This window comes from Bacillus sp. 5w2, from assembly GCF_054353775.1.
Window position 1 is genome coordinate 23,984 of record NZ_JBTIWT010000026.1, and the last position, 20,690, is coordinate 44,673.

A 20,690-nucleotide genomic window follows, 5' to 3' on the forward strand; every position below is an offset into this window, starting at 1 on the left:
ATATTATTCTTCTGCCGAATAAATAAGTTAGAGAAAATTACGGATAAAGTGAAACTTTAATCAGTGGGAGGGGTTGATCCCCACTGATTATTAGTTGAACCAATCGGACTTTTACTGCCCGATAATGCGGGATAAAAATAGCCCGAACCATGCTGGGCATGATTCGGGCTTATATTCAGATTAGTAAGCTAAGCTGAATAGACCTTTAATGTGTGATAAGTAACGAACGTTACTTGCTTCTTTCATTAATGATGCTGGTAAACCTTTAAGTGGAGTATTGCTTGCTCCGATTGTAGCAACCGCATCTTTACGTCCTAGACTAGCAAGTGTTCCAGAGTTTACAGGTGCGAACTCTTCGAATGCTTTGCCTTCTAGTGCTGCGTATAAGTTGTATCCAATTAACTCACCCATTTGCCAAGCGATTTGTGCAGTTGGTGGGTATGGACGACCATCTGGAGAGAAGACAACAGCGCTGTCTCCAGCAACGAATACGTCTTTGTGAGAAGTAGATTGTAGGTATGCATCAACTGTTGCACGACCACGGTTTACTTCAAGACCTGATTCACCGATTAATGGGTTACCTTGTACGCCACCTGTCCAAACGAATGTGTTAGCAACAAGTTTTTGACCGTCTTTTAAGTCAATTTCATTGCCAGCAACGTTTGTTACAGGAAGACCTGTTAAGAATGTAACACCGCGTGCTTCTAGGCTAGTAGTTGCACGTTCGATTAAGTGGTCTGGTAATACTGGAAGGATTTTTGGACCTGCTTCAACAAGAAGAAGTTTAACTTCTTTTGGATTTACGCCGTGGCTTTTTGCAAGTTTAGGCATAATGTCAGCAAGCTCACCAACTAGCTCAACGCCAGTTAATCCGCCACCACCGATTACGATTGTAGCATCAGCTTCGTTTTTCGTTTTCGCGTATTCACGAATACGGTCTTCAACGTGTTTGTAGATTTTGTTTGCATCAGCAGCAGATTTTAATACCATGCTGTTTTCTTCTAGTCCTGGAATACCGAAGTAAGCAGTTTTACTTCCTAAAGCAACTACAAGTGCATCGTAAGATAAAGTAGTGCCACCAGCTAGTTTGATTTCTTTGCTATCAACTGAGAATGACTCAACTGTTGCAATTTTAAGATCGATGTCTTTACCTTTGAAAAGCTTTGTAAGTGGCATTGCAATTGCTTGCTCAGCAACGTTACCAGCTGCAAGGCGGTGTAGTTCAGTGATAATTTGGTGTGTTGGGTATTGATTAATCACTGTAACTTGTGCTTCTGATTTGCTGTAATATTTACGTACGTTTAAAGCGGCAAGAAGACCGCCATAACCAGCGCCTAAGATGACAATTTGTTTTGACATAGTATGATATCCCCCGTCTTTACTAATTGTTGTTATAAGTTAACTTATTTATTGTTACGTTCTGCACTAATTTGAAGATATGCGTTCACAAAGCGGAACATTTTTTGTGCTTGTGGGTCTTTTAATAATTTTAATAGACCGAACAGGCCGATAACTTCGTTGCTTTCGTCAGCACGATCTTTCGCTTCGATTGCAGTAGCAGCCATGCTTTTCACTGTATCTTTTACAGGTTCTACAAGCTCTGTGATTGCACCAACAGTGTCGCTTTTTAATACTTCATCAGTAGCAACAGTTTGAGCGAAGTCATAAGACTTAGTTAAAATGTTAACAAGCTCAGTTAATTTTGGAAGCTGTTCTACTAGTGTAGTTAATGATTCTTGTACCTCAGGTTTTAACAACTGATCAAGTACATCAAGTTGTCCTTGGCTAGCAGAAATTTGTACAGTTTCTTGTTCTGGCTTTGTTTGAGTCATAGTTTCTGGCATCTCCAATTCTCCTTTACGATAGCAATACTCTTATTTTTGATAGGTAAGATAGTAAACGCTTGCGAAACTTTATACAAAGTTTCACAAAGCACAATAAAATGCCTTTAAATTTATGCCAGCAAGTAAGCTGAAATCATAAATCCAAAACCATAATGTCTTACCTATTATTTATGAACTGTCCGATACATGGCTTGTCCGCATAATGGAAAGCTCCGTTACCGGAAAGTGTATATAATATATATCCTATATTATATACTATATACACCTATGTTAACATAAAAATGATTCCTAATTATTCGATATTAAGCGTATAACGTAGTACTGACAAGGCGTGAAAGCGCATAAATTATTTTGATAAGGTTAGAAATGTACGTATATATAAAGAAAAAAGGAAAAAATGGACAAATTTATGTTCATTTTTTCCTTTTTTATTGTTCACCCTCTGTAATTAGCATCGATGTATTACCGCTTTTTTCAAGATGGCATTCGCCCCAAGTACAAAGAGAATCAAGAATGGATTCTAAAGACCAACCGTAGTCTGTAAGAGAATATTCTACTTTCGGTGGTACTTGATTGTATACCTTTCTTTGAATAACTCCATCTTCTTCTAGTTCGCGTAATTGCTGTGTTAACATTTTTTGTGTAATACCAGGCATGAGACGTTTTAATTCACTCGTTCTCTTTGTCCCTTTCGTTAAGTGGCAAAGAATAACGACTTTCCATTTTCCGCCGATAACCTCTAAAGTTGCTTCAACGGGAATATTATATTTCTTCATATAAAAATCTCCTTTGATGAATGTAGATGTCAGTTTTCCAACAAAAGAAGCTAAATAATTTAAATGTTACTAAAAAGTACCTATAGCACTTTAAAGTACGTACTTTTTATCATGTTGAATATGTTCCATAATAGCATACGTAAGAGGGAAATGAGTAGTACGGTACTAAAAAGTGCCTATGTTACTTTTTGGTACCTATCGTACTTTAAAGTGCGTTCTTCAAAAAAAGAGTGAAGCCATTCATAATAGCATATATCAGCAGTAACATTATCTTTGTAGAAGAAAAAAGGCCTTTTTTCATACTATTATGATTGGATTTCTCGCATTAAGGAGGAGTTCAATTGAATTCATATACAATATCTTCTTCGGCAGTACAGAAGAATCGGAGAAGTATGTTTGCTTTATTGGCACTAGCAATTAGTGCGTTTGGAATTGGTACAACCGAATTTATTAGTGTCGGTTTATTACCATCTATTTCAGAGGATTTACATGTTTCCGTTACAACAGCGGGCTTAACCGTTTCTTTATATGCGTTAGGAGTAGCGTTTGGTGCCCCAGTATTAACGTCATTAACAGCTAGTATGTCGCGAAAGACGTTATTAATGTGGATTATGATTATTTTCATTATTGGTAATGGAATTGCGGCAGTGGCAACAAGTTTTACCGTGTTACTTATCGCGAGGGTTGTATCTGCTTTTGCACACGGCGTTTTTATGTCGATAGGATCCACAATTGCGGCTGCGCTTGTACCAGAGAATAAACGTGCGAGTGCAATTGCATTTATGTTTACTGGATTAACTGTTGCGACCATTACAGGCGTACCAATTGGAACATTTATAGGTCAACAATTTGGCTGGAGAGCATCGTTTATGGTAATTGTGGTAATTGGAATCGTTGCCTTAATCGCCAATAGTATGCTGATTCCGTCTAACTTGAAAAAAGGTACGTCCGTATCATTTCGTGATCAATTCAAACTGATTACGAACGGAAGGTTATTACTTGTTTTCATCATTACTGCATTAGGATACGGTGGGACATTTGTAACGTTTACGTATTTATCTCCGTTACTACAAGAAGTAACAGGGTTTAAAGCAAGTACTGTTACAATCATTTTGTTAGTGTACGGAATCGCAATTGCGATTGGGAATATGGTCGGCGGAAAATTATCAAATCATAATCCGATTCGAGCGTTATTTTACATGTTCTTTATTCAAGCAATTGTATTATTTGTTTTAACATTTACAGCACCATTTAAAGTTGCTGGGTTAATCACAATTATTTTCATGGGACTATTCGCATTTATGAATGTTCCAGGGCTGCAAGTATATGTCGTTATTTTGGCTGAGCGCTTTGTGCCTAGCGCTGTCGATGTTGCATCAGCAATGAATATTGCAGCATTCAACGCAGGAATCGCTCTTGGTGCTTATTTAGGCGGTGTTGTAACGAACTCGTTAGGGTTAATTCATACGGCGTGGGTAGGCGGCGTTATGGTAGTAGGTGCTGTTATTTTAACAGCATGGAGTATGGCATTAGAAAAAAGAGATCAAGCAAAATAAAGGAGAGAAAATATAATGAAAAATTTACAAAGTACAATAACATTGCATAACGGTGTAGAAATGCCTTGGTTCGGTTTAGGTGTATTTAAAGTAGAAGATGGACCAGAACTGGTAGAGGCTGTAAAGTCGGCGATCAAAGCAGGATATCGCAGTATTGATACAGCTGCGATTTATGGAAACGAAAAAGCGGTTGGAGAAGGAATCCGCGCTGGTATAAAAGAAGCGGGCATTTCTCGAGAAGATTTATTCATCACTTCAAAAGTGTGGAATGCAGATCAAGGATATGAAACGACACTTGCTGCATATGAAGAGAGCTTAAAAAAATTAGAGCTAGATTATTTAGATTTATATCTTGTTCATTGGCCTGTAGAAGGGAAATACAAAGATACGTGGAGAGCGTTAGAAACACTTTATAAAGAAGAACGAGTACGTGCAATTGGCGTAAGTAACTTCCAAATTCATCACTTACAAGATGTAATGAAAGATGCGGAAATTAAGCCAATGATTAACCAGGTAGAATACCACCCTCGTTTAACGCAAAAAGAATTACAAGCTTTCTGTAAAGAACAAGGTATTCAAATGGAAGCATGGTCACCACTTATGCAAGGTCAATTATTGGATAACGAAACATTACAAGAAATTGCTGAGAAACATGGTAAAACAACAGCACAAGTTATTTTACGTTGGGATCTTCAAAATGGAGTAATCACAATTCCAAAATCAACGAAAGAACACCGCATTATTGCAAACGCTGATGTATTTAATTTTGAATTAACGAAAGAAGATATGGAAAAGATCGATGCGTTAAATCAAAATCACCGCGTTGGTCCAGATCCTGATAACTTTGATTTCTAAGATTCAAGTAAGAAAGAAAAAAGGGTGCTTTTATGCACTCTTTTTTTGTGTATAAAAATATTTTCTAAATAAATACTACTTAGTATTAAGTTTGTTATAAGGGGCTGTAAACATGAATATAAAGCAATCGTTCAAACTTTTAGCTATGCTTTTAAGTGTTTTATTTGTGTTATTCCCACTTCAAAAAGCATTTGCAGAAGTTATGGATCATACAAAGTATCAAATGGATTGGAGTTATAGTAAGTCAAAGAAGAAGCCAATTCGAACAGAACTTATTAAAACGGCAGATGGCAAAATTGCTTTTTGCTTAAATGTAGATTTGAAATCTCCGAGCGGTCAAGATTTACCGGAAATGGGGAAAGTGGATATTAATGTGTACCGCGTACTATTGAATGGATATCCACAAAAGAGTCCACAAGAATTAGGTGTTTCTGATTGGAGAGAAGCGCATTACGCAACGCAGCTTGCAGTATGGAATGCGTTAAAACAAATCGATATTAATGATTTAGATTTCCGTAATAAAAATGTAGAAAAGGTAACGAAAGATATCGTTGCAAAAGCAAACGCTAGTGAAGAGTTACAAGAAATTACGATGAGTGTAACGCCTACAGAAGAACAAGAAGCGGTATTAAAAGATGAGTTTTTTGAAACAGGTTTATACACAGTACAAACTAACGCGAAAAGTGGAACGTATAAAGTACAGGCAACAGGTGCACCGCAGGGCGCGAAGTTCGTAAATGAAAAAGGTGAGGCGAAAACAGAATTTAATGTGGGAGAGAAATTCCGCATTTTAATTCCGAAACAAACACCGGCTGGTGGATTTAGTTTCAAAGTAATAGGGAATTTAACGAAGTTACAAGGGATTGCACATAAGGGCACACCGACAATTCAAAATGCAGTAGTATTACTTGAGCGTAGTGAAGAAAAAACAAGTCCAGAGTTAGCGGTAAGTTGGAAAAAAGCAAATGGTCATGATAATAAACCAAATAAACCCTATACACCAAATGAACCACATAAACCGAATCAATATAACAGATGATGAAAAAAGCGTTGGCATTTGCCAATGCTTTTTTATTGGTTTAAATTTTGCCACGAAAAATTTCTATAGCACCTTTTCTTTAGAAGTACGAAAAGGGTTAGAATTCGTTTGTTTTGGCTTCATTACACCACCGTAAGGTATAATGAAAATGAGAAATTAGAAAGAGAGAAGGAATTATGACTCTTCATATTTGTAAAGTAACGGATGAAAATTGAAATGAAATTGCCAATTTAGAAGTAACGGGAGAACAGCTTGCATGTATTGAAAGTACGGTTTCAGAGTGTTTAGTCGATGCTGATACAAGATATAAAGGTGAGGCTGCTTCAGTAGGTTTTTATGACGGTGATATGCCAATCGGATACACGATGTATGGTTGGTTTGAAGAAAAAGAGAAGGCTGTATATTTAAATCAATTTATGATTGATAGTAATTGCCAAGGTAAAGGGTATGCGAAAACATTATTGCGTTTGCTAATAGATTATTTACAAAAAGAATATGGTAGAAAAGTTATATATTTAAGCATACATCCAGAGAATAAACTTGCCCAAAAATTAAATGAATCCATCCATCGGGTTTCATTTAACTGGTGAAATTGAAGGTGAATGGATAAATGGAAAAGGATTTATAATGAAACGTATACTGAACTAATAAAAAAACCTGTTAAAAAAGAGTAGTATCTTTTTTGACAGGTTTTTATTTTAAAATAATATTAAATTCCATTAATCGTAACGTTAAGATTAATGGATTGAATTCACTAAATTGTAACATTATTCTGATTGGGAGTGCTATCAAACAAAGTGTAAAGCGTGTACAATTCAGTTGGAAAAACTGCCTATAGATGGTCATATATGAAGAAAATGTAAGATTCTATTACTATTTTTAGATGTATAGATGACAATACTAAATGATATCTTTTACTATTCTCTTTTTATGTACGAAGAGAACTCATCACAAATAGAGAGAAGTGAGGAGGGCATATTACATGAAAATTTTACAATGTAAGAAAGCGAATATATTTAGAGAAATGCGGTAGTAATTGATATAGGCGTGCGAGGTGTTAGTCTATTTGTTAAATGTTTTTATAAAAATAATAGGATTTTTCATTAAATGAATGTATAGGATGGTTGGTTTAAAAACAGGACAGGGGACACAGATTATGTCGAAGAAAAAGACGAGTAGGGTATTAGTAGCTTGTGTTTGTTTAGCTACGTTATTAACGCCATATGGACTTGAATTACCTAAGGTGTATGCAGAGATGACGATTGAAGATAAGGAGAAACAGCAAGAAGAGCGAGTGTATCAATTACTGCCAAAAGGTGATGTAGAAGGGATGCGTGAGTTGCATCAGCGTCGAATGAGTTTTTCTCCTTATGAACCAACGGGCATTTATGTAAAGCCAGGTGAAGAAGTAGTTATTCAAGTAGAAGGGAATCAACAGATTAGAGCCTATATTGGCACATATTCTTATGAAAAAGAAGAACCTAAACAATTCAATTTAAATCCTGGTGAGAATAAAATTTCTTCTTCAAATGGGGGACTATTATACTTTTATAATTATCACAACACAGGAGAAGTAGTCGCTAAAGTGAAAAAAGGTGGTACACCAAATCCTTTATTTATTTTAGGAAAGCATACGACAAAAGATTGGAAGCGTATGTTGGCAGAGAATCCTGATCCATATGCAATAGAAATGAAGGGAGAAAATAGTTTATTAACTGTGCATCCTGAAACTGTGGCGGAACATTTGAAGCAAGAAGATCCAGCTGCGTTATTAAAGAAACACGATGAAATAATTAATATAGAACATAAGATATCAGGTTTATCAAAAGATGGTGCGGGTGTTGCGAATCAAGGTAAACATTCCATTCATTTTGTTGAAGACTGGTATACGGACAATTATATGTATGCGACTTATTATCGAACAGCTTATAGTAAAGGGAATTTAGAGTCAGTACTAAATCTAGAAGAGTTAACTAATGATGGATGGGGGCCTTGGCATGAAGTGGGACATCAACATCAACAGGACACTTGGTTATGGGATGGACTTGGAGAAGTAACCGTTAATATTTATTCTTTGGCAGTTCAAACTACATTCGGGCATAAAACAAGGTTAGAGCAAGAGGGGCGCTATGAAGCTGCATTTGCTTATTTAGGTAAACCGGATGCACAAGAAAAGATGGATGTATTTGAGAAATTAGTTATGTTTTGGCAGTTGCATTTAGCTTATGGGGATCAATTCTATCCGAATTTACATCAAATGTATCGTTTGTTACATGATACAGAACTGCCTAAATCTGATGAAGAGAAAAAGCAGATGTTTATTTATATGACGTCAAAAGTCGCAGGACAAAATTTAATTCCTTTCTTTGATAAATGGGGATTAATTGCAAATGATGCTACGAGAGAAAAGATTGAAAAATTAAATTTACCAAAATTAGAAAAAGAAATATGGTTATCGACAGATAGTAATCCAATTCGAGAAAAACAGACTGAGCCATATGAAGTTCCATATGGTGAGCCGAATGATACAAAAATACAAAATGTAGCAGTTGGTACTACATATGATGAGAAAAAAGCAAACGAACTTGTACAAAATTTAGGAGAAAGTGTAAAAGTAACAGGTGTAATTATACAAGATAAACCTGGGATTGGAGAAAAAACTGTAAAAGTAGAAATTATAGATAAAAAAGGGAATAAAAATTTAATTCCAGTTGTAGTGAATGTTGGTTATGGTGATGGTGTAATTTTCCAAGGTGATGGCGATACGATACGTTCTATCGTAACGGCGAATCATAATACGAAAAAGCTACAGGCAACATCAACGGACTCTAAAGTTCATTATCGTTTTGAAAAGGAAAAATATATGGGTCTTGCGATTTATGATAAAAATGGAAACGAGAAAAAACGTGTAATAGCAGAAGGGCAAGAGACTTCAAAGAATTTTGCAAATCAATTAAATGGTTTAGATTTTGTATATGGTGATGTTGTGGAAGTATATCATGCAGAATCAGATCGATTAAAGTGGTATCAAAAGAATGAGTTTGTAAGTAGCGGTAAAGGGAAACAAGAGTTGTACTTTGAAATAACGGAAAAAGGTTTTGAAAAACTGGAAAGCTTACAAGAAGTAACGGCAGTACCACAAAAAGTAGTAATCGGAATAGACGCTGAAAAATTAGAAGCGAAAGACTTTGTTCAGGTGAAAGATGGAGAAGTAATCGGATTTGTAGAAAAACCGAATACAACAAAAATTGGTGAACAAAAAGTAAAAGTAGAAACGAAAGATCGTTTTGGAAATAAGAAAGTGACGGAAGTACCAGTAGAAGTAACATATGGAGATAGCATTGTATACCAAGGGCTTAGTAATGTTGTTCGTTCTATTGTAACGTTAAATCATGAGGATAAGAAACTACATGTAACGTCTACAGATGAACAAATTCATAGCTACTTTAAAAATGAATTATATATGGGAATTACGTTATACGATCAAAATGGAACTGAGAAAAAGCATGTAACAGCAGAAGGGCAAGAGACTTCAAAGAATTTTGCTGAGCAAGTAAATGGCACTCCATTTGAGTATGGAGATGTTATTGAAGTGTATCATGCAGAACCGAGTCGTTTAAAATGGTATAAAAAGAGTAAATTAGAAGAGCAATTAGCTTCAACAAAAGTTTCATTTAAAGTTACTCAAAGTGGATTAGAACAAGTAAAGGGAATATAATAAAAGAAAAACGCGCATAGATATTGTATCTATGCGCGTTTTTCTTTTTTTTTTTTATTCAGCTTCAGAAACAACTGTGAAGCGTTCGTTTACGTGTTTTGGATTTTCGATTTCATCAAGTGCTGCTACTGCGAAGTCTTCATAACTTACGTAGCTATCACCTTTTGAGTTCACAAGAAGATTGTCTTTACCAGCTGTATAAGAACCAGTACGTTTTCCTAGTGCGAATAGTGCAGAAGGGCTGATAAATGTCCAAGTAATATCGTTTGTTTGTTGCAGAATTTCTAAGTTTTTCCCTTGGTTTTGAGCAGTTGCAAGGTATTCGTTAGGGAAACCAGGTGTATCAAATACACGTGTTGTTTTCTCTTCGTCTACAAATAAGCTGCCAGCGCCGCCAACTACAAGTAATTTTGTGTTAGGTGCACCTTTCATAGCTTCAATTAGTACATTTCCTGCATCTACATGAAGATGTTCTTCTCCTGCTGGAGCGCCGAATGCATTTACAACTACATCGAATGCTTGTAGGTCGTTAGATGTAAGAGAGAATACATCTTTCTCTAAAACTTTTACGTTTTCTTCTGTAATTTTTGCAGCATTTCTTACGATTGCAGTTACTTCATGTCCACGATCTAATGCTTCTTTTAAAATACGACTTCCTGCTTTACCAGTTGCTCCGATGATTCCGATTTTCATAATAAATCCCTCCAAAGTGTTTTGTTAAAGTGTATATCTGAAAGTAAATGAATGTATTGTAATTATGTTTGTTACAACCTGTTGTAATCATTATAGTTACAGGTTGGTATTTTTGTCAATGGGGTAGTTTGTAGATTTATTTTTTGTTTTAGTATGCACAGCTACTGAAAGTAAAATCATAAAAGAATATTGTATTGGTGATGGGGACCTAATATTTGGAAGTTATGAGATGTCGAAAAATGTTGATTTTTGAATATTTTTTGAATATAATTCGATTTATGGAGAAAAGGAGGGGTTAATTGTATGAATATTTTGGAACAATTTGTTTCATCAACGAATACAATTCTTTGGTCATATATTCTTATTGCAATGTTAATTGGTTTAGGTCTTTATTTTTCTATTAAATTGAAATTCGTACAAATTACTCATTTAGGGGAAATGGTTCGACTAATGAGTGATGGATTAACTGGAAAGACGCGTAAAAAAGGTAGTGTATCTTCTTTCCAAGCGTTCTGTATGAGTTCAGCAGCTCGTATTGGAATCGGGAACTTAGCCGGTGTAGCGTTAGCTATTTCTATGGGAGGACCTGGAGCTGTATTTTGGATGTGGGTGATTGCGATTATCGGGGCGTCTTCAAGTTTCGTAGAAAGTACGCTTGCGCAAATTTATAAGATAAAAGATGGCAGTGGCTTCCGTGGTGGTCCTGCTTATTATATGGAAAAAGGTTTAAATAAACGTTGGATGGGAATTTGGTTCTCTATCCTTATTACAATTAGTTACGGTTTAATTTTCAACTCCGTACAAGCGAATACAGTAACATTAGCATTTAAAAATGCATTTGGTATTGAGCGTTACATTGTTGGGATTGCATTAGCTGCATTAGTTGCGGTTATTATTTTTGGTGGTGTAAAAAGTATCGCACGTATGTCGGAAATGATTGTTCCGCCAATGGCGCTTATTTATATTGCAGTAGCTATTTTTGTTGTTATTAAAAACTTCTATTTAATACCAGATGTGTTTACGGAGATCTTTAAAGGTGCATTCGGTTTAGATTCAGCTGTAGGTGGCGGTATCGGTGCTGCAATGAAATATGGTATTCAGCGCGGATTATTTGCGAACGAAGCAGGTATGGGTAGTGCGCCAAATGCGGCAGCGACAGCTGATGTAACGCATCCGGCGAAGCAAGGTTTTATTCAAACAATCGGTGTTTTAGTAGATACATTCTTAGTGTGTACATCAACAGCGTTTATCGTACTATGTTCTGGTGCATATAAAGCAACAAATTTAGAAGGTATTGAATTAACACAAAATGCATTAAGTTCACAAATCGGCCCATGGGCAAGTAGCTTCTTAGCGATTATTATTTTCTTATTTGCGTTTAGTTCACTTCTAGGAAACTACTATTATGGTGAAACAAATATTGAATTCATTAAACAAAGTAAAACGTGGTTAACAATTTACCGTATTGCGGTAGTTGCAATGGTATTATTCGGTTCTGTTGCGACACTTCAAGTTGTATGGAATATGGCGGATTTATTTATGGGACTAATGGTAATCACAAACTTAATTGCGATTACACTTCTTGGCCGATTTGCATATGCTGCTTTGGCAGACTATGTAAGGCAAAAGAAACAAGGAAAAGATCCAGTCTTCAGTGCAGATTCTATTCCGGGTTTAACGAATACAGAGTGTTGGGATAAGCCAGTGGTAACGGATAAAGAAAAAGCAGTGTAATGAAAAGGCGAGCATCGAGATAAATTCGATGCTCGTCTTTTTTGTTGTAGTAAATGATGAAGAGGGTGGGAGGTAATTATTAATATAATTTTTTGTTCATTCATTCCTCTCGTTATTTGTAGGAACGTACTGTCTTAAAAGTATGAATGATCGAATGGGATGAGTGATTGAGTATTAGATACATGCACGTACTGGTTATATTTTTACGTAAAAAAAACATGTATGTTAATAAATCTAACGTGTTCATGTCATAAAACCTAACATAAAGTTCTTGATTACTAAAAGTTTTTAGAATATAATTTTCTTATTGTTAGGAAGAGGGGGCAATGCAAATATGGATTTTTTAGCTAAGGTAATTGGGGATGTAAATAATGTCCTTTGGTCATATATCATTATTGCGATGTTAATTGGGTTAGGACTTTACTTTTCGTTTCGTGTGAAATTTGTCCAAATTCGTTACTTCGGTGAAATGATTCGATTGCTTGGGGATGGGGCAAGTTCGAAAACGAGGAAAGCACAAAAAGAGAAGAGCGGTGTATCATCGTTCCAGGCTTTTTGTATGAGTACAGCTTCTCGTGTAGGTACGGGTAACTTAGCTGGTGTAGCTATCGCGATTTCAGCGGGTGGACCAGGAGCAGTATTTTGGATGTGGTTAATTGCGGTAATTGGGGGTGCTTCTGCATTTGTAGAGAGCACATTAGCGCAAATTTATAAAGTAAAAGATGGGAATGCATTCCGCGGTGGCCCAGCGTATTATATGGAAAAGGGTTTAAAGAAACGCTGGCTAGGGGTTGTTTTCTCTGTTCTAATAACAGTTAGTTTCGGATTAATTTTCAACGCCGTGCAGTCAAACACGGTAGCGGCGGCTTTTGATGGAGCGTTTAACACAGATGGTAAGTTTGTAGGTCTGTTTATGGCTGGTTTACTTGCAGTTATTATCTTCGGCGGAGTAAAACGTATTGCACGTGCGGTTGAAATGATCGTACCAGTAATGGCAATTATTTATGTAGCAGTGGCATTATTCGTTGTTGTAACAAACATTACGGCAATTCCATATGTATTTAAAGAAATTTTCTTACATGCTTTCGGAATTAAAGAAGTAGTGGGCGGAGGATTAGGAGCTGCGATTTTACTAGGGGTAAAACGTGGATTATTCTCAAATGAAGCAGGTATGGGTAGTGCGCCGAACGCAGCTGCGACTGCAAACGTAACGCATCCAGTTAAACAAGGTTTCATTCAAACTTTAGGGGTATTTACAGATACATTATTAATTTGTAGTTGTACAGCATTCATCATTTTATTATCTGATGTACCTGGTGCAGCTGATCTAAATGGTATTCAATTAACACAGCAAGCATTAAGTCAACATATCGGACCGTGGGCTTCTATATTTGTAGCGGTGGCAATCTTCTTGTTTGCATTCAGTTCATTAGTAGGTAACTACTACTATGGTGAAACAAATATTGAGTTCTTAAATGGAAGTAAAGTGCTATTAAATGCATACCGCATTGCTGTACTTGGTATGGTTATGTTAGGGTCTGTAGCAACAATTCAAATCGTTTGGGATTTAGCAGATTTATTTATGGGGATTATGGCTGTTATTAACTTAGTGGCGATCGTATTCCTTTCTAAATACGCTTTCGCAGCGTTAGCAGATTATATTAAGCAGAAGAAACAAGGAAAAGATCCGGTCTTCTACGCAAATTCTATTCCAGGTCTGGAAAATACAGAGTGCTGGGAAGAGCAAGTAGCGGATAAAGAAAAAGCGGTATAATGAGGTGAGCATCAAGTGAAACTTGATGCTCATTTTTTTGTTTTATCCAGTTATTTGTAGGTAGTAAAAGACGAACATTCATAGATGTTTTATAATAAAATGTAATTTTTTTAAGAAAAGTGCGGATATGAGTTGTGATTTATGTTAGAATGGAAAATGCCTTTGAAACAAGAGGTTTTATGATCTTTCCTATCCGATTGAAGCTTTTAGAGGAGAAATGGAAAGTTCGGATTATTTCTTATTTTGAGTGGTCAGACGTTCAACGTTAATGAAGAGTTAAATGGAGGATTTTATTAATGAAGTTTGTTATGTTTCTTGTAGGATTACTCGTTGTATTTGTACTCGGTTTTCTTATAAGTGCCGATCGAAAGAAGATTAAGTACAAACCAATCGCAATTATGCTTGTTATTCAGCTAGTATTATCTTATTTCTTATTAAATACGCAAGTTGGTTATATTTTAGTAAAAGGAATTTCAGATGGATTTGGCGCGCTTCTTGGATATGCGGAAGCTGGAATCGTTTTCGTATTTGGCGGTCTTGTTAATAAAGGAGAGGTTTCATTCTTCTTAACAGCGTTATTACCAATCGTATTCTTTGCCGTTTTAATTGGAATTCTGCAACACTTTAAAATTTTACCGATATTTATTCGTGCTATTGGTACGTTGTTAAGTAAAGTAAATGGTCTAGGAAAATTAGAATCATATAACGCAGTAGCGGCTGCCATTGTTGGACAAGCAGAAGTATTTATTACAGTAAAAGACCAATTAAGTAAAATCCCAAAACATCGTTTATATACATTATGTGCATCTTCCATGTCGACAGTATCGATGTCAATCGTAGGTTCTTATATGAAAATGATCGAACCGAAATATGTAGTAACAGCACTTGTATTAAATTTATTTAGTGGTTTCATTATTATTCATATTATTAACCCGTACGATATTACAGAAGAAGAAGATACACTGAAATTAGAAAATAAGAAAAAGCAATCATTCTTTGAAATGCTAAGCGAATATATTATGCTTGGTTTCACGATTGCAATCACAGTAGCAGCAATGTTACTTGGTTTCGTAGCATTAATTACAGCAATCAATAGCTTGTTTGATTCCATGTTCGGTATTACATTCCAAGCTATTTTAGGATATATTTTCTCACCATTAGCATTCGTAATGGGTATCCCGCAAGCAGAGATGGTAACAGCGGGACAAATTATGGCAACAAAATTAGTATCAAACGAGTTTGTTGCGATGCTTGATCTTGGAAAAGTAGCTGGCGATTTATCAGCTCGTACAGTTGGTATTCTGTCTGTATTCCTTGTATCATTTGCGAACTTCTCATCTATCGGAATTATCGCAGGTGCAACGAAAGGTATCGATGAAAACCAATCAAATGTTGTATCATCATTCGGTCTACGCCTTGTGTATGGTGCGACATTAGTAAGTATTCTATCAGCGATTATCGTTGGTGTTATGTTATAAAAAAAAGGTGGCCCTAGCTCATAGTTAGGGCTATTTTTTTTATGGTAAATTTTCATGAAAAAACCAATTAATTAGGAATATATTAACATATAAAAATCTTTTAAAATTTATATTGCATTTCATCTAGATAACGCTTACAATTTGATTTGTAGGTGGTATCAATTTCAGACTTTCAAGTATGGTAGGAGAGAAGAAGCTACCTTTTATAAATTGCAATTTATGTAAACGCTTACTGATTTTAGATAACAGTTGAATAGTATTTAGGGGTTTTAAATTTTTTAACATCAATGGTCAGACGTCATTCGTTATACGTTAAACGTTATACGACCGATAACTCGTGGGAGAAGTGGAGGATTCACATATGAAAATAGTAATGTTTCTAGTCGGTTTACTTGTAGTATTTGTACTAGGTTTCCTTATCAGTTCAGATCGTAAGAAAATTAAATATAAACCAATTGCACTTATGCTTGTCATTCAATTGGTACTTGCGTATTTCTTACTAAATACAAAAGTCGGATTTGTATTAGTAAAAGGGATTGCAGATGGGTTTGGCGCTATTTTAAAATTTGCGGAAGCTGGGGTTAATTTCGTATTTGGTGGTTTAGCAAATGATGGACAAGCACCATTCTTCTTAACAGTATTATTACCGATTATTTTCTTAGCAGTACTAATCGGGATCTTACAACACATTAAAGTTTTACCGATTATCATTCGTGCAGTTGGTTTCCTATTAAGTAAAATTAACGGTTTAGGAAAACTAGAATCGTATAATGCGGTAGCAGCTGCAATTGTTGGTCAAGGGGAAGTATTTATTACAGTAAAAGATCAACTAAGCAAATTACCGAAAAATCGTTTATACACACTTTGTGCATCTTCCATGTCAACAGTATCGATGTCAATCGTCGGTTCTTATATGAAAATGATTGATCCAAAATATGTAGTAACAGCACTTGTACTAAACTTATTCAGTGGATTCATTATCGTTCATATCATTAATCCATATGAAGTAAAAGAAGAAGACGATATTTTAGAATTACAAGAAGATAAGAAACAAACATTCTTTGAAATGTTAGGCGAATATATTATGCTTGGTTTCTCTATCGCTGTAACAGTAGCGGCGATGTTAATCGGTTTCGTAGCATTAATTACAGCAATTAATGGTGTATTCGATTCAATTTTCGGAATCACATTCCAAAGCATTTTAGGATATGTCTTCTCACCATTAGCATTCGTAATGGGTATTCCAACATCAGAGATGCTAACAGCAGGACAAATTATGGCAACGAAATTAGTAACGAACGAGTTTGTTGCGATGCTTGATTTAGGCAAAGTAGCTGGTGAGTTATCAACTCGTACAGTAGGTATCTTATCTATCTTCCTTGTATCATTTGCGAACTTCTCATCTATCGGAATTATCGCAGGTGCAACGAAGAGTATCGATGGCAAACAAGCAAACGTTGTATCATCATTCGGACTAAAACTTGTATACGGTGCAACGCTAGTAAGTATATTATCAGCGATTATCGTTGGGGTTATGCTTTAATAAAACGGTATAGAAGTCGTTTATCTCTCGCCTAGAGGGATGAACGACTTTTTTATTTTGGTATGATAAGTAATACAGAGAGGGGGAATTAGGTTGAAAGAACGGGATAGTTTAAGGGAGTTTGATGAGAGTATAGAGAACATTGACCAATTAACTGGTGAAGATGCTAGAGCATTTTTGAAATTGATACACGGATACTTGAGCATAGTAGAAGAAGGAGATGGGACTTTTACTCATAGTGACTTTGTTGAAAAGGTTTCAGGGCTTTATAAGAAGGATTTGGCGAAGGTTATTAAGCTTAGGGAAGAAATAAAAAAATCACCTTAATACATTCATTAAGGTGATTGAAATATTACTCAGCTGGAGCCGTAAATGTACGTTTCTCCAATTCAGCATCTAGCATAAATAGTGCATTTGAATCGCTTGTAATACGTTTTAATTTTTGGATGATGCTATCGAATGAAGCTTCTTCTTCTACTTGCTCATCAACGAACCATTTTAAGAAGGTGATTGTTGCGTGTTCACGCTCATCCCAAGCAATATCAGATAAGTGATAAATACGTTTCGTTACTTCACGCTCGTGTTCAAGTGCGACTTCAAAAGCATTCAATACAGATTCGTATTCGTTATTCGGATTATCAAATCCAGTAATAATAGCGCGCTCACCGCGGTCATTAATGTAGTTGTAAAGCTTCATTGCGTGGAAACGCTCTTCTTCAGCTTGTACAAGGAAAAAGTTAGCAAATCCATCATAGCTTTCGGCTGTACAGTAAGCAGCCATTGCCATATAAGCGTGGGCAGAGTAAAACTCGAAGTTCATTTGATCGTTTAGTGCGTCGTGCAATTTTTTAGATAACATAAAATCCCCCTTAGTATTGTGACAAGAATATTATATCATAATTGATAATATTCTCATTTAGATGTTTCAAACCTTTTCGAAAGCTTTGTGACGTGTGCTTCCATAATGTCTTGTAAATCTAAATCATATTTTTGTGAAAGAATAATAAGGTTAGACAGTACATCACCAAGTTCTTCTTTTAGTTCTTGTTTTAGCTCTTCTTCTGTTTTCGCGTCTTCATCAGGACGATCACGGCCAATTTCAATGGCGCGAACAACGCGTGAAACTTCCCCAACTTCCTCTGTTAAGAAATTTAAGCGAATAAAGGAATTATACTGTGACCAGCTTCGTTTTTCGTAAAATTCCTCCACCCATCTTTGAAATGCGACGATATCCATTTCTTCCTCATCCCTTCAATATGTTGTACAATACTCATTGTATCATGACAATATATAGTTTTGGGGTGTAGGAATGAGAAAGATTTGTGTGTTTGCAGGTTCCAATTTAGGGGAGAGACCAGAATTTAAAGAGCAGGCGATAGAGCTAGGGAAAATGTTTGTTAAGAACGATTATGAGCTTGTATATGGCGGTTCTTGCGTTGGATTAATGGGAGAAGTGGCGAATGAAGTTCTTCGTTTGGGCGGGCGTGTAACAGGTGTTATGCCACGTGGTCTATTTCGAGGAGAAATCGTACATACAGGATTAACAGAATTAATTGAAGTAGAAACGATGCATGAGCGTAAAGCAAAAATGGCAGAGCTTGCGGATGCTTTTATTGCACTGCCAGGCGGATACGGAACGTTTGAAGAACTATTTGAAGTTGTATGTTGGTCACAAATTGGTATACATAATAAGCCGGTTGGTTTATTAAACATTAAAGATTTTTATGGACCAATTCTGCAAATGGTTGAACGTGCAGCAGAAGAAGGGTTTATGAATCCATCAAATAAAGAGTTGATCGTTTCAGCTGAGACAGCAGATAGGTTAATTCATGAAATACAAAATTATGAACGTCCTGTTTTGGGGACGAAGTGGAAGCAACTATCATAATACAATTGTATAGAGATTTTTGGAAACACATGTCATTTTATCTTGAAAAGGCATGTGTTTTTAATTTGGTTAAATATGTTAATGTTGAGATATGATGTTTTGGGAAAAGGAGAAATAGATGGAGGAGTTTGTGTATTTACGTCCTGTTTTTTAAAGTATATTAGCAGCATCTATTCTTGTTATGCTAATTGTTTCAACGCAGAAGAAAGAGCTAATTAATGAGTTTTCGCTTTGGTTTATTTCGATATTATGTATTGGTGTTTCTGCGATAACACTGTTTATGACTGGGTTTATTGTTGATGAGTATAATCTAGCCGGAGATGTGCAGAGTTTTAACATGTTTATTGCGATTGGCTGTATTAGCGGCTTGAATTTCATTATTTATTATAGACGGCAATAAAAAGAAGGCATTCCGTATTATTTTGGAATGCCTTTATCATTTTGATTACTTTGTTTTTTATACAGGTACCAGCCACCCCAGCCGCCACCAATTGCTACAACAACGAGGAAAGCATAGTCTTTCACCTCGACACGTATATTGAAAATAGTAGCTATAAGTAAGACAATCCCAACTGTTATTAACGCAAAAAATGCTCTAATTAAGTAGTCTTTCAACTGAACCACTCCCGCCATTTAATTAGTAAATGATGAACTTGGAAAAGCTTTTTGGATCTAATTACTAAAAGGTGTTTCCTATATTTTAACATAAAAGAGATTGTAATATATTGATGAAAGTAGAGGAGGTGAGTGCTATTATTGTCGTTATTTGTTGGTAAATCGATATTCTTTGTCGAATCGTTGATATATTGTGAGTTGTGATCGATATAATGAAAAAATCGTTGATATATTGCAAGTTATGATCGATATATTTGAAAAATCGTTGATATAATTTCATGTACCATCATACGGGAACACCCAATAGAAAAAAGCGACTCTGAACGAGCCGCTTCCGCTTTTAAGTATTATCCAGCTCCAGCGGCTAGAATGTTCGGTGGCTTCGCTTTTTCCTGCGAGGCAAAGAGCGCCTCTACGTCAAAAGCTCCATCCCCCTCACATTCTAAACGAGCCGCTTCCGCTTTTAATGATATCCAGCTCCAGCGGCTAGAACAGTCGGTTGTTTCACTCCTTCATTCGAGGCAAAAAGCGCCTCGTAATCAGGAGTTCCAACACCCTCCTGTTCTGAACGAGCCGCTTTCGCTTTTAAGTATTATTGATTCAAGAATGCGCGTAGCATCCAAGCGTGTTTTTCTAGTTCTGTGTAGATGCCTAGTAGTAGGTCAGATGTCATTTCGTCGTCAGAGTCTTGAGCGATTTCCATGCCTTTTTTCAGTTCGACTAGCATCATTTGGTAGTCTTTCATGATTGCTTCGACCATCCCTTCTGCAGTTTCTCCGTAAGCTGCTTCTTGAATAGAAGATATTTCTAGGTATTCTTTCATTGTTGCTACTGGTTTACCGCCAATTGCTAAAATACGTTCTGCAATTTCGTCGATGTGAGTAGCTGATTCTGTGTAAAGTTCTTCGAATTTCTCGTGTAATGTGAAGAATTGGGGTCCTTTTACGTACCAATGGAAGTTGTGTAGTTTTGTGAATAAAACGCTCCAGTCTGCTACTTGTTTGTTTAATACTTCGATTACTTGTTTGTTCATTATGATCAATCTCCTTTTGAGTTGTTATGTTATATCAATTACTAATTTATAATTATTATAATCTAGTAATTCGTATAAATCAACCCTTTTGCTGGAATTAATTTGAACAAATTATGAACTGTTGTATATAAAAATCCCTATTAC

Annotated in this window: 20 protein-coding genes; 12 read left to right on the plus strand and 8 right to left on the minus strand. The window is 35.9% G+C overall.

All coding sequences use genetic code 11. From position 1 onward, the window contains the following. Window positions 1-180: 180 nt before the first annotated feature. The 3 genes from ACXY7N_RS27625 to ACXY7N_RS27635 all read right to left on the minus strand — a co-directional run bounded on the left by ACXY7N_RS27625 (window position 181) and on the right by ACXY7N_RS27635 (window position 2,620). On the minus strand, window positions 181-1,359 hold the full coding sequence (locus ACXY7N_RS27625) for an NAD(P)/FAD-dependent oxidoreductase (protein WP_000043197.1): 1,179 nt from the start codon (window positions 1,357-1,359) through the stop codon (window positions 181-183). Between the two features lie 44 nt (window positions 1,360-1,403). Continuing rightward, the gene (locus ACXY7N_RS27630) at window positions 1,404-1,844 is read right to left on the minus strand and encodes a DUF1641 domain-containing protein (protein WP_001115309.1); all 441 of its coding nucleotides are present in this window, start codon (window positions 1,842-1,844) and stop codon (window positions 1,404-1,406) included. Window positions 1,845-2,272: 428 nt separating this feature from the next. Next, complete coding sequence (locus tag ACXY7N_RS27635; protein ID WP_000760478.1) at window positions 2,273-2,620, minus strand: winged helix-turn-helix transcriptional regulator; 348 nt, start codon at window positions 2,618-2,620, stop codon at window positions 2,273-2,275. 392 nt (window positions 2,621-3,012) lie between these two features. Here ACXY7N_RS27635 and ACXY7N_RS27640 point away from each other — a divergent pair, with 392 nt between their 5' ends. The 5 genes from ACXY7N_RS27640 (at window position 3,013) to ACXY7N_RS27660 (ending at window position 9,788) form a co-directional block, all read left to right on the plus strand. Beyond that, window positions 3,013-4,176, plus strand: a complete 1,164-nt coding sequence (locus ACXY7N_RS27640) for an MFS transporter (protein WP_176553795.1) — start codon at window positions 3,013-3,015, stop codon at window positions 4,174-4,176. A gap of 15 nt (window positions 4,177-4,191) precedes the next feature. Continuing rightward, on the plus strand, window positions 4,192-5,031 hold the full coding sequence (locus ACXY7N_RS27645) for an aldo/keto reductase (RefSeq protein ID WP_016135983.1): 840 nt from the start codon (window positions 4,192-4,194) through the stop codon (window positions 5,029-5,031). A 112-nt stretch (window positions 5,032-5,143) separates the two neighbouring features. Beyond that, on the plus strand, window positions 5,144-6,070 hold the full coding sequence (locus ACXY7N_RS27650) for a thioester domain-containing protein (RefSeq protein ID WP_016085632.1): 927 nt from the start codon (window positions 5,144-5,146) through the stop codon (window positions 6,068-6,070). 260 nt (window positions 6,071-6,330) lie between these two features. Continuing rightward, window positions 6,331-6,660 carry a GNAT family N-acetyltransferase gene (locus ACXY7N_RS27655; RefSeq protein ID WP_488592814.1) on the plus strand — a complete coding sequence of 110 codons (330 nt, stop codon included), beginning with the start codon at window positions 6,331-6,333 and terminating at the stop codon, window positions 6,658-6,660. A gap of 566 nt (window positions 6,661-7,226) precedes the next feature. Next, complete coding sequence (locus ACXY7N_RS27660; RefSeq protein WP_488592809.1) at window positions 7,227-9,788, plus strand: M60 family metallopeptidase; 2,562 nt, start codon at window positions 7,227-7,229, stop codon at window positions 9,786-9,788. Between the two features lie 54 nt (window positions 9,789-9,842). Here ACXY7N_RS27660 and ACXY7N_RS27665 read toward each other — a convergent pair whose 3' ends face one another. After that, a complete protein-coding gene (locus ACXY7N_RS27665) occupies window positions 9,843-10,481 on the minus strand; it encodes an NAD(P)-dependent oxidoreductase (RefSeq protein ID WP_016085635.1) in 639 nt (212 codons plus the stop codon). Window positions 10,482-10,784: 303 nt separating this feature from the next. Between ACXY7N_RS27665 and ACXY7N_RS27670 the strand changes: the two genes are divergently transcribed. The 5 genes from ACXY7N_RS27670 (at window position 10,785) to ACXY7N_RS27690 (ending at window position 17,337) form a co-directional block, all read left to right on the plus strand. Then, the gene (locus ACXY7N_RS27670; RefSeq protein ID WP_098560994.1) at window positions 10,785-12,215 is read left to right on the plus strand and encodes an alanine/glycine:cation symporter family protein; all 1,431 of its coding nucleotides are present in this window, start codon (window positions 10,785-10,787) and stop codon (window positions 12,213-12,215) included. A gap of 334 nt (window positions 12,216-12,549) precedes the next feature. Continuing rightward, complete coding sequence (locus tag ACXY7N_RS27675) at window positions 12,550-13,989, plus strand: alanine/glycine:cation symporter family protein (protein WP_098560993.1); 1,440 nt, start codon at window positions 12,550-12,552, stop codon at window positions 13,987-13,989. 296 nt (window positions 13,990-14,285) lie between these two features. Continuing rightward, on the plus strand, window positions 14,286-15,467 hold the full coding sequence (locus tag ACXY7N_RS27680; protein ID WP_016085638.1) for a NupC/NupG family nucleoside CNT transporter: 1,182 nt from the start codon (window positions 14,286-14,288) through the stop codon (window positions 15,465-15,467). A 361-nt stretch (window positions 15,468-15,828) separates the two neighbouring features. After that, the gene (locus ACXY7N_RS27685; RefSeq protein WP_016085639.1) at window positions 15,829-17,010 is read left to right on the plus strand and encodes a NupC/NupG family nucleoside CNT transporter; all 1,182 of its coding nucleotides are present in this window, start codon (window positions 15,829-15,831) and stop codon (window positions 17,008-17,010) included. A gap of 93 nt (window positions 17,011-17,103) precedes the next feature. Continuing rightward, window positions 17,104-17,337 carry a hypothetical protein gene (locus ACXY7N_RS27690; protein ID WP_016135978.1) on the plus strand — a complete coding sequence of 78 codons (234 nt, stop codon included), beginning with the start codon at window positions 17,104-17,106 and terminating at the stop codon, window positions 17,335-17,337. Window positions 17,338-17,362: 25 nt separating this feature from the next. Here the strand turns inward: ACXY7N_RS27690 and ACXY7N_RS27695 are convergent, their stop codons facing one another. Together ACXY7N_RS27695 and ACXY7N_RS27700 are read right to left on the minus strand one after the other, a co-directional pair. After that, complete coding sequence (locus tag ACXY7N_RS27695) at window positions 17,363-17,869, minus strand: ferritin (RefSeq protein WP_016085642.1); 507 nt, start codon at window positions 17,867-17,869, stop codon at window positions 17,363-17,365. A gap of 53 nt (window positions 17,870-17,922) precedes the next feature. Further along, on the minus strand, window positions 17,923-18,246 hold the full coding sequence (locus ACXY7N_RS27700; protein ID WP_000355762.1) for a MazG nucleotide pyrophosphohydrolase domain-containing protein: 324 nt from the start codon (window positions 18,244-18,246) through the stop codon (window positions 17,923-17,925). A gap of 73 nt (window positions 18,247-18,319) precedes the next feature. Between ACXY7N_RS27700 and ACXY7N_RS27705 the strand changes: the two genes are divergently transcribed. Both ACXY7N_RS27705 and ACXY7N_RS27710 read left to right on the plus strand, forming a co-directional pair. Further along, on the plus strand, window positions 18,320-18,898 hold the full coding sequence (locus ACXY7N_RS27705) for an LOG family protein (RefSeq protein ID WP_033659971.1): 579 nt from the start codon (window positions 18,320-18,322) through the stop codon (window positions 18,896-18,898). A 157-nt stretch (window positions 18,899-19,055) separates the two neighbouring features. After that, window positions 19,056-19,298 (plus strand): hypothetical protein, encoded by a 243-nt coding sequence (locus ACXY7N_RS27710; RefSeq protein WP_488592815.1) that lies wholly within the window; start codon window positions 19,056-19,058, stop codon window positions 19,296-19,298. Window positions 19,299-19,315: 17 nt separating this feature from the next. Here the strand turns inward: ACXY7N_RS27710 and ACXY7N_RS27715 are convergent, their stop codons facing one another. Continuing rightward, window positions 19,316-19,513 (minus strand): hypothetical protein, encoded by a 198-nt coding sequence (locus ACXY7N_RS27715; protein ID WP_016085645.1) that lies wholly within the window; start codon window positions 19,511-19,513, stop codon window positions 19,316-19,318. Between the two features lie 592 nt (window positions 19,514-20,105). After that, on the minus strand, window positions 20,106-20,546 hold the full coding sequence (locus ACXY7N_RS27720; RefSeq protein WP_001041891.1) for a Dps family protein: 441 nt from the start codon (window positions 20,544-20,546) through the stop codon (window positions 20,106-20,108). Window positions 20,547-20,690: the final 144 nt, after the last annotated feature.

What these genes read in the sequence shown, in the direction of transcription:
- ACXY7N_RS27625 (WP_000043197.1), bottom strand. Translation starts at nt 1,359, where the DNA reads ATGTCAAAACAAATTGTCATCTTAGGCGCTGGTTATGGCGGTCTTCTT.
- ACXY7N_RS27630 (WP_001115309.1), bottom strand. Translation starts at nt 1,844, where the DNA reads ATGCCAGAAACTATGACTCAAACAAAGCCAGAACAAGAAACTGTACAA.
- ACXY7N_RS27635 (WP_000760478.1), bottom strand. Translation starts at nt 2,620, where the DNA reads ATGAAGAAATATAATATTCCCGTTGAAGCAACTTTAGAGGTTATCGGC.
- ACXY7N_RS27640 (WP_176553795.1), top strand. Translation starts at nt 3,013, where the DNA reads ATGTTTGCTTTATTGGCACTAGCAATTAGTGCGTTTGGAATTGGTACA.
- ACXY7N_RS27645 (WP_016135983.1), top strand. Translation starts at nt 4,192, where the DNA reads ATGAAAAATTTACAAAGTACAATAACATTGCATAACGGTGTAGAAATG.
- ACXY7N_RS27650 (WP_016085632.1), top strand. Translation starts at nt 5,144, where the DNA reads ATGAATATAAAGCAATCGTTCAAACTTTTAGCTATGCTTTTAAGTGTT.
- ACXY7N_RS27660 (WP_488592809.1), top strand. Translation starts at nt 7,227, where the DNA reads ATGTCGAAGAAAAAGACGAGTAGGGTATTAGTAGCTTGTGTTTGTTTA.
- ACXY7N_RS27665 (WP_016085635.1), bottom strand. Translation starts at nt 10,481, where the DNA reads ATGAAAATCGGAATCATCGGAGCAACTGGTAAAGCAGGAAGTCGTATT.
- ACXY7N_RS27670 (WP_098560994.1), top strand. Translation starts at nt 10,785, where the DNA reads ATGAATATTTTGGAACAATTTGTTTCATCAACGAATACAATTCTTTGG.
- ACXY7N_RS27675 (WP_098560993.1), top strand. Translation starts at nt 12,550, where the DNA reads ATGGATTTTTTAGCTAAGGTAATTGGGGATGTAAATAATGTCCTTTGG.
- ACXY7N_RS27680 (WP_016085638.1), top strand. Translation starts at nt 14,286, where the DNA reads ATGAAGTTTGTTATGTTTCTTGTAGGATTACTCGTTGTATTTGTACTC.
- ACXY7N_RS27685 (WP_016085639.1), top strand. Translation starts at nt 15,829, where the DNA reads ATGAAAATAGTAATGTTTCTAGTCGGTTTACTTGTAGTATTTGTACTA.
- ACXY7N_RS27695 (WP_016085642.1), bottom strand. Translation starts at nt 17,869, where the DNA reads ATGTTATCTAAAAAATTGCACGACGCACTAAACGATCAAATGAACTTC.
- ACXY7N_RS27700 (WP_000355762.1), bottom strand. Translation starts at nt 18,246, where the DNA reads ATGGATATCGTCGCATTTCAAAGATGGGTGGAGGAATTTTACGAAAAA.
- ACXY7N_RS27705 (WP_033659971.1), top strand. Translation starts at nt 18,320, where the DNA reads ATGAGAAAGATTTGTGTGTTTGCAGGTTCCAATTTAGGGGAGAGACCA.
- ACXY7N_RS27720 (WP_001041891.1), bottom strand. Translation starts at nt 20,546, where the DNA reads ATGAACAAACAAGTAATCGAAGTATTAAACAAACAAGTAGCAGACTGG.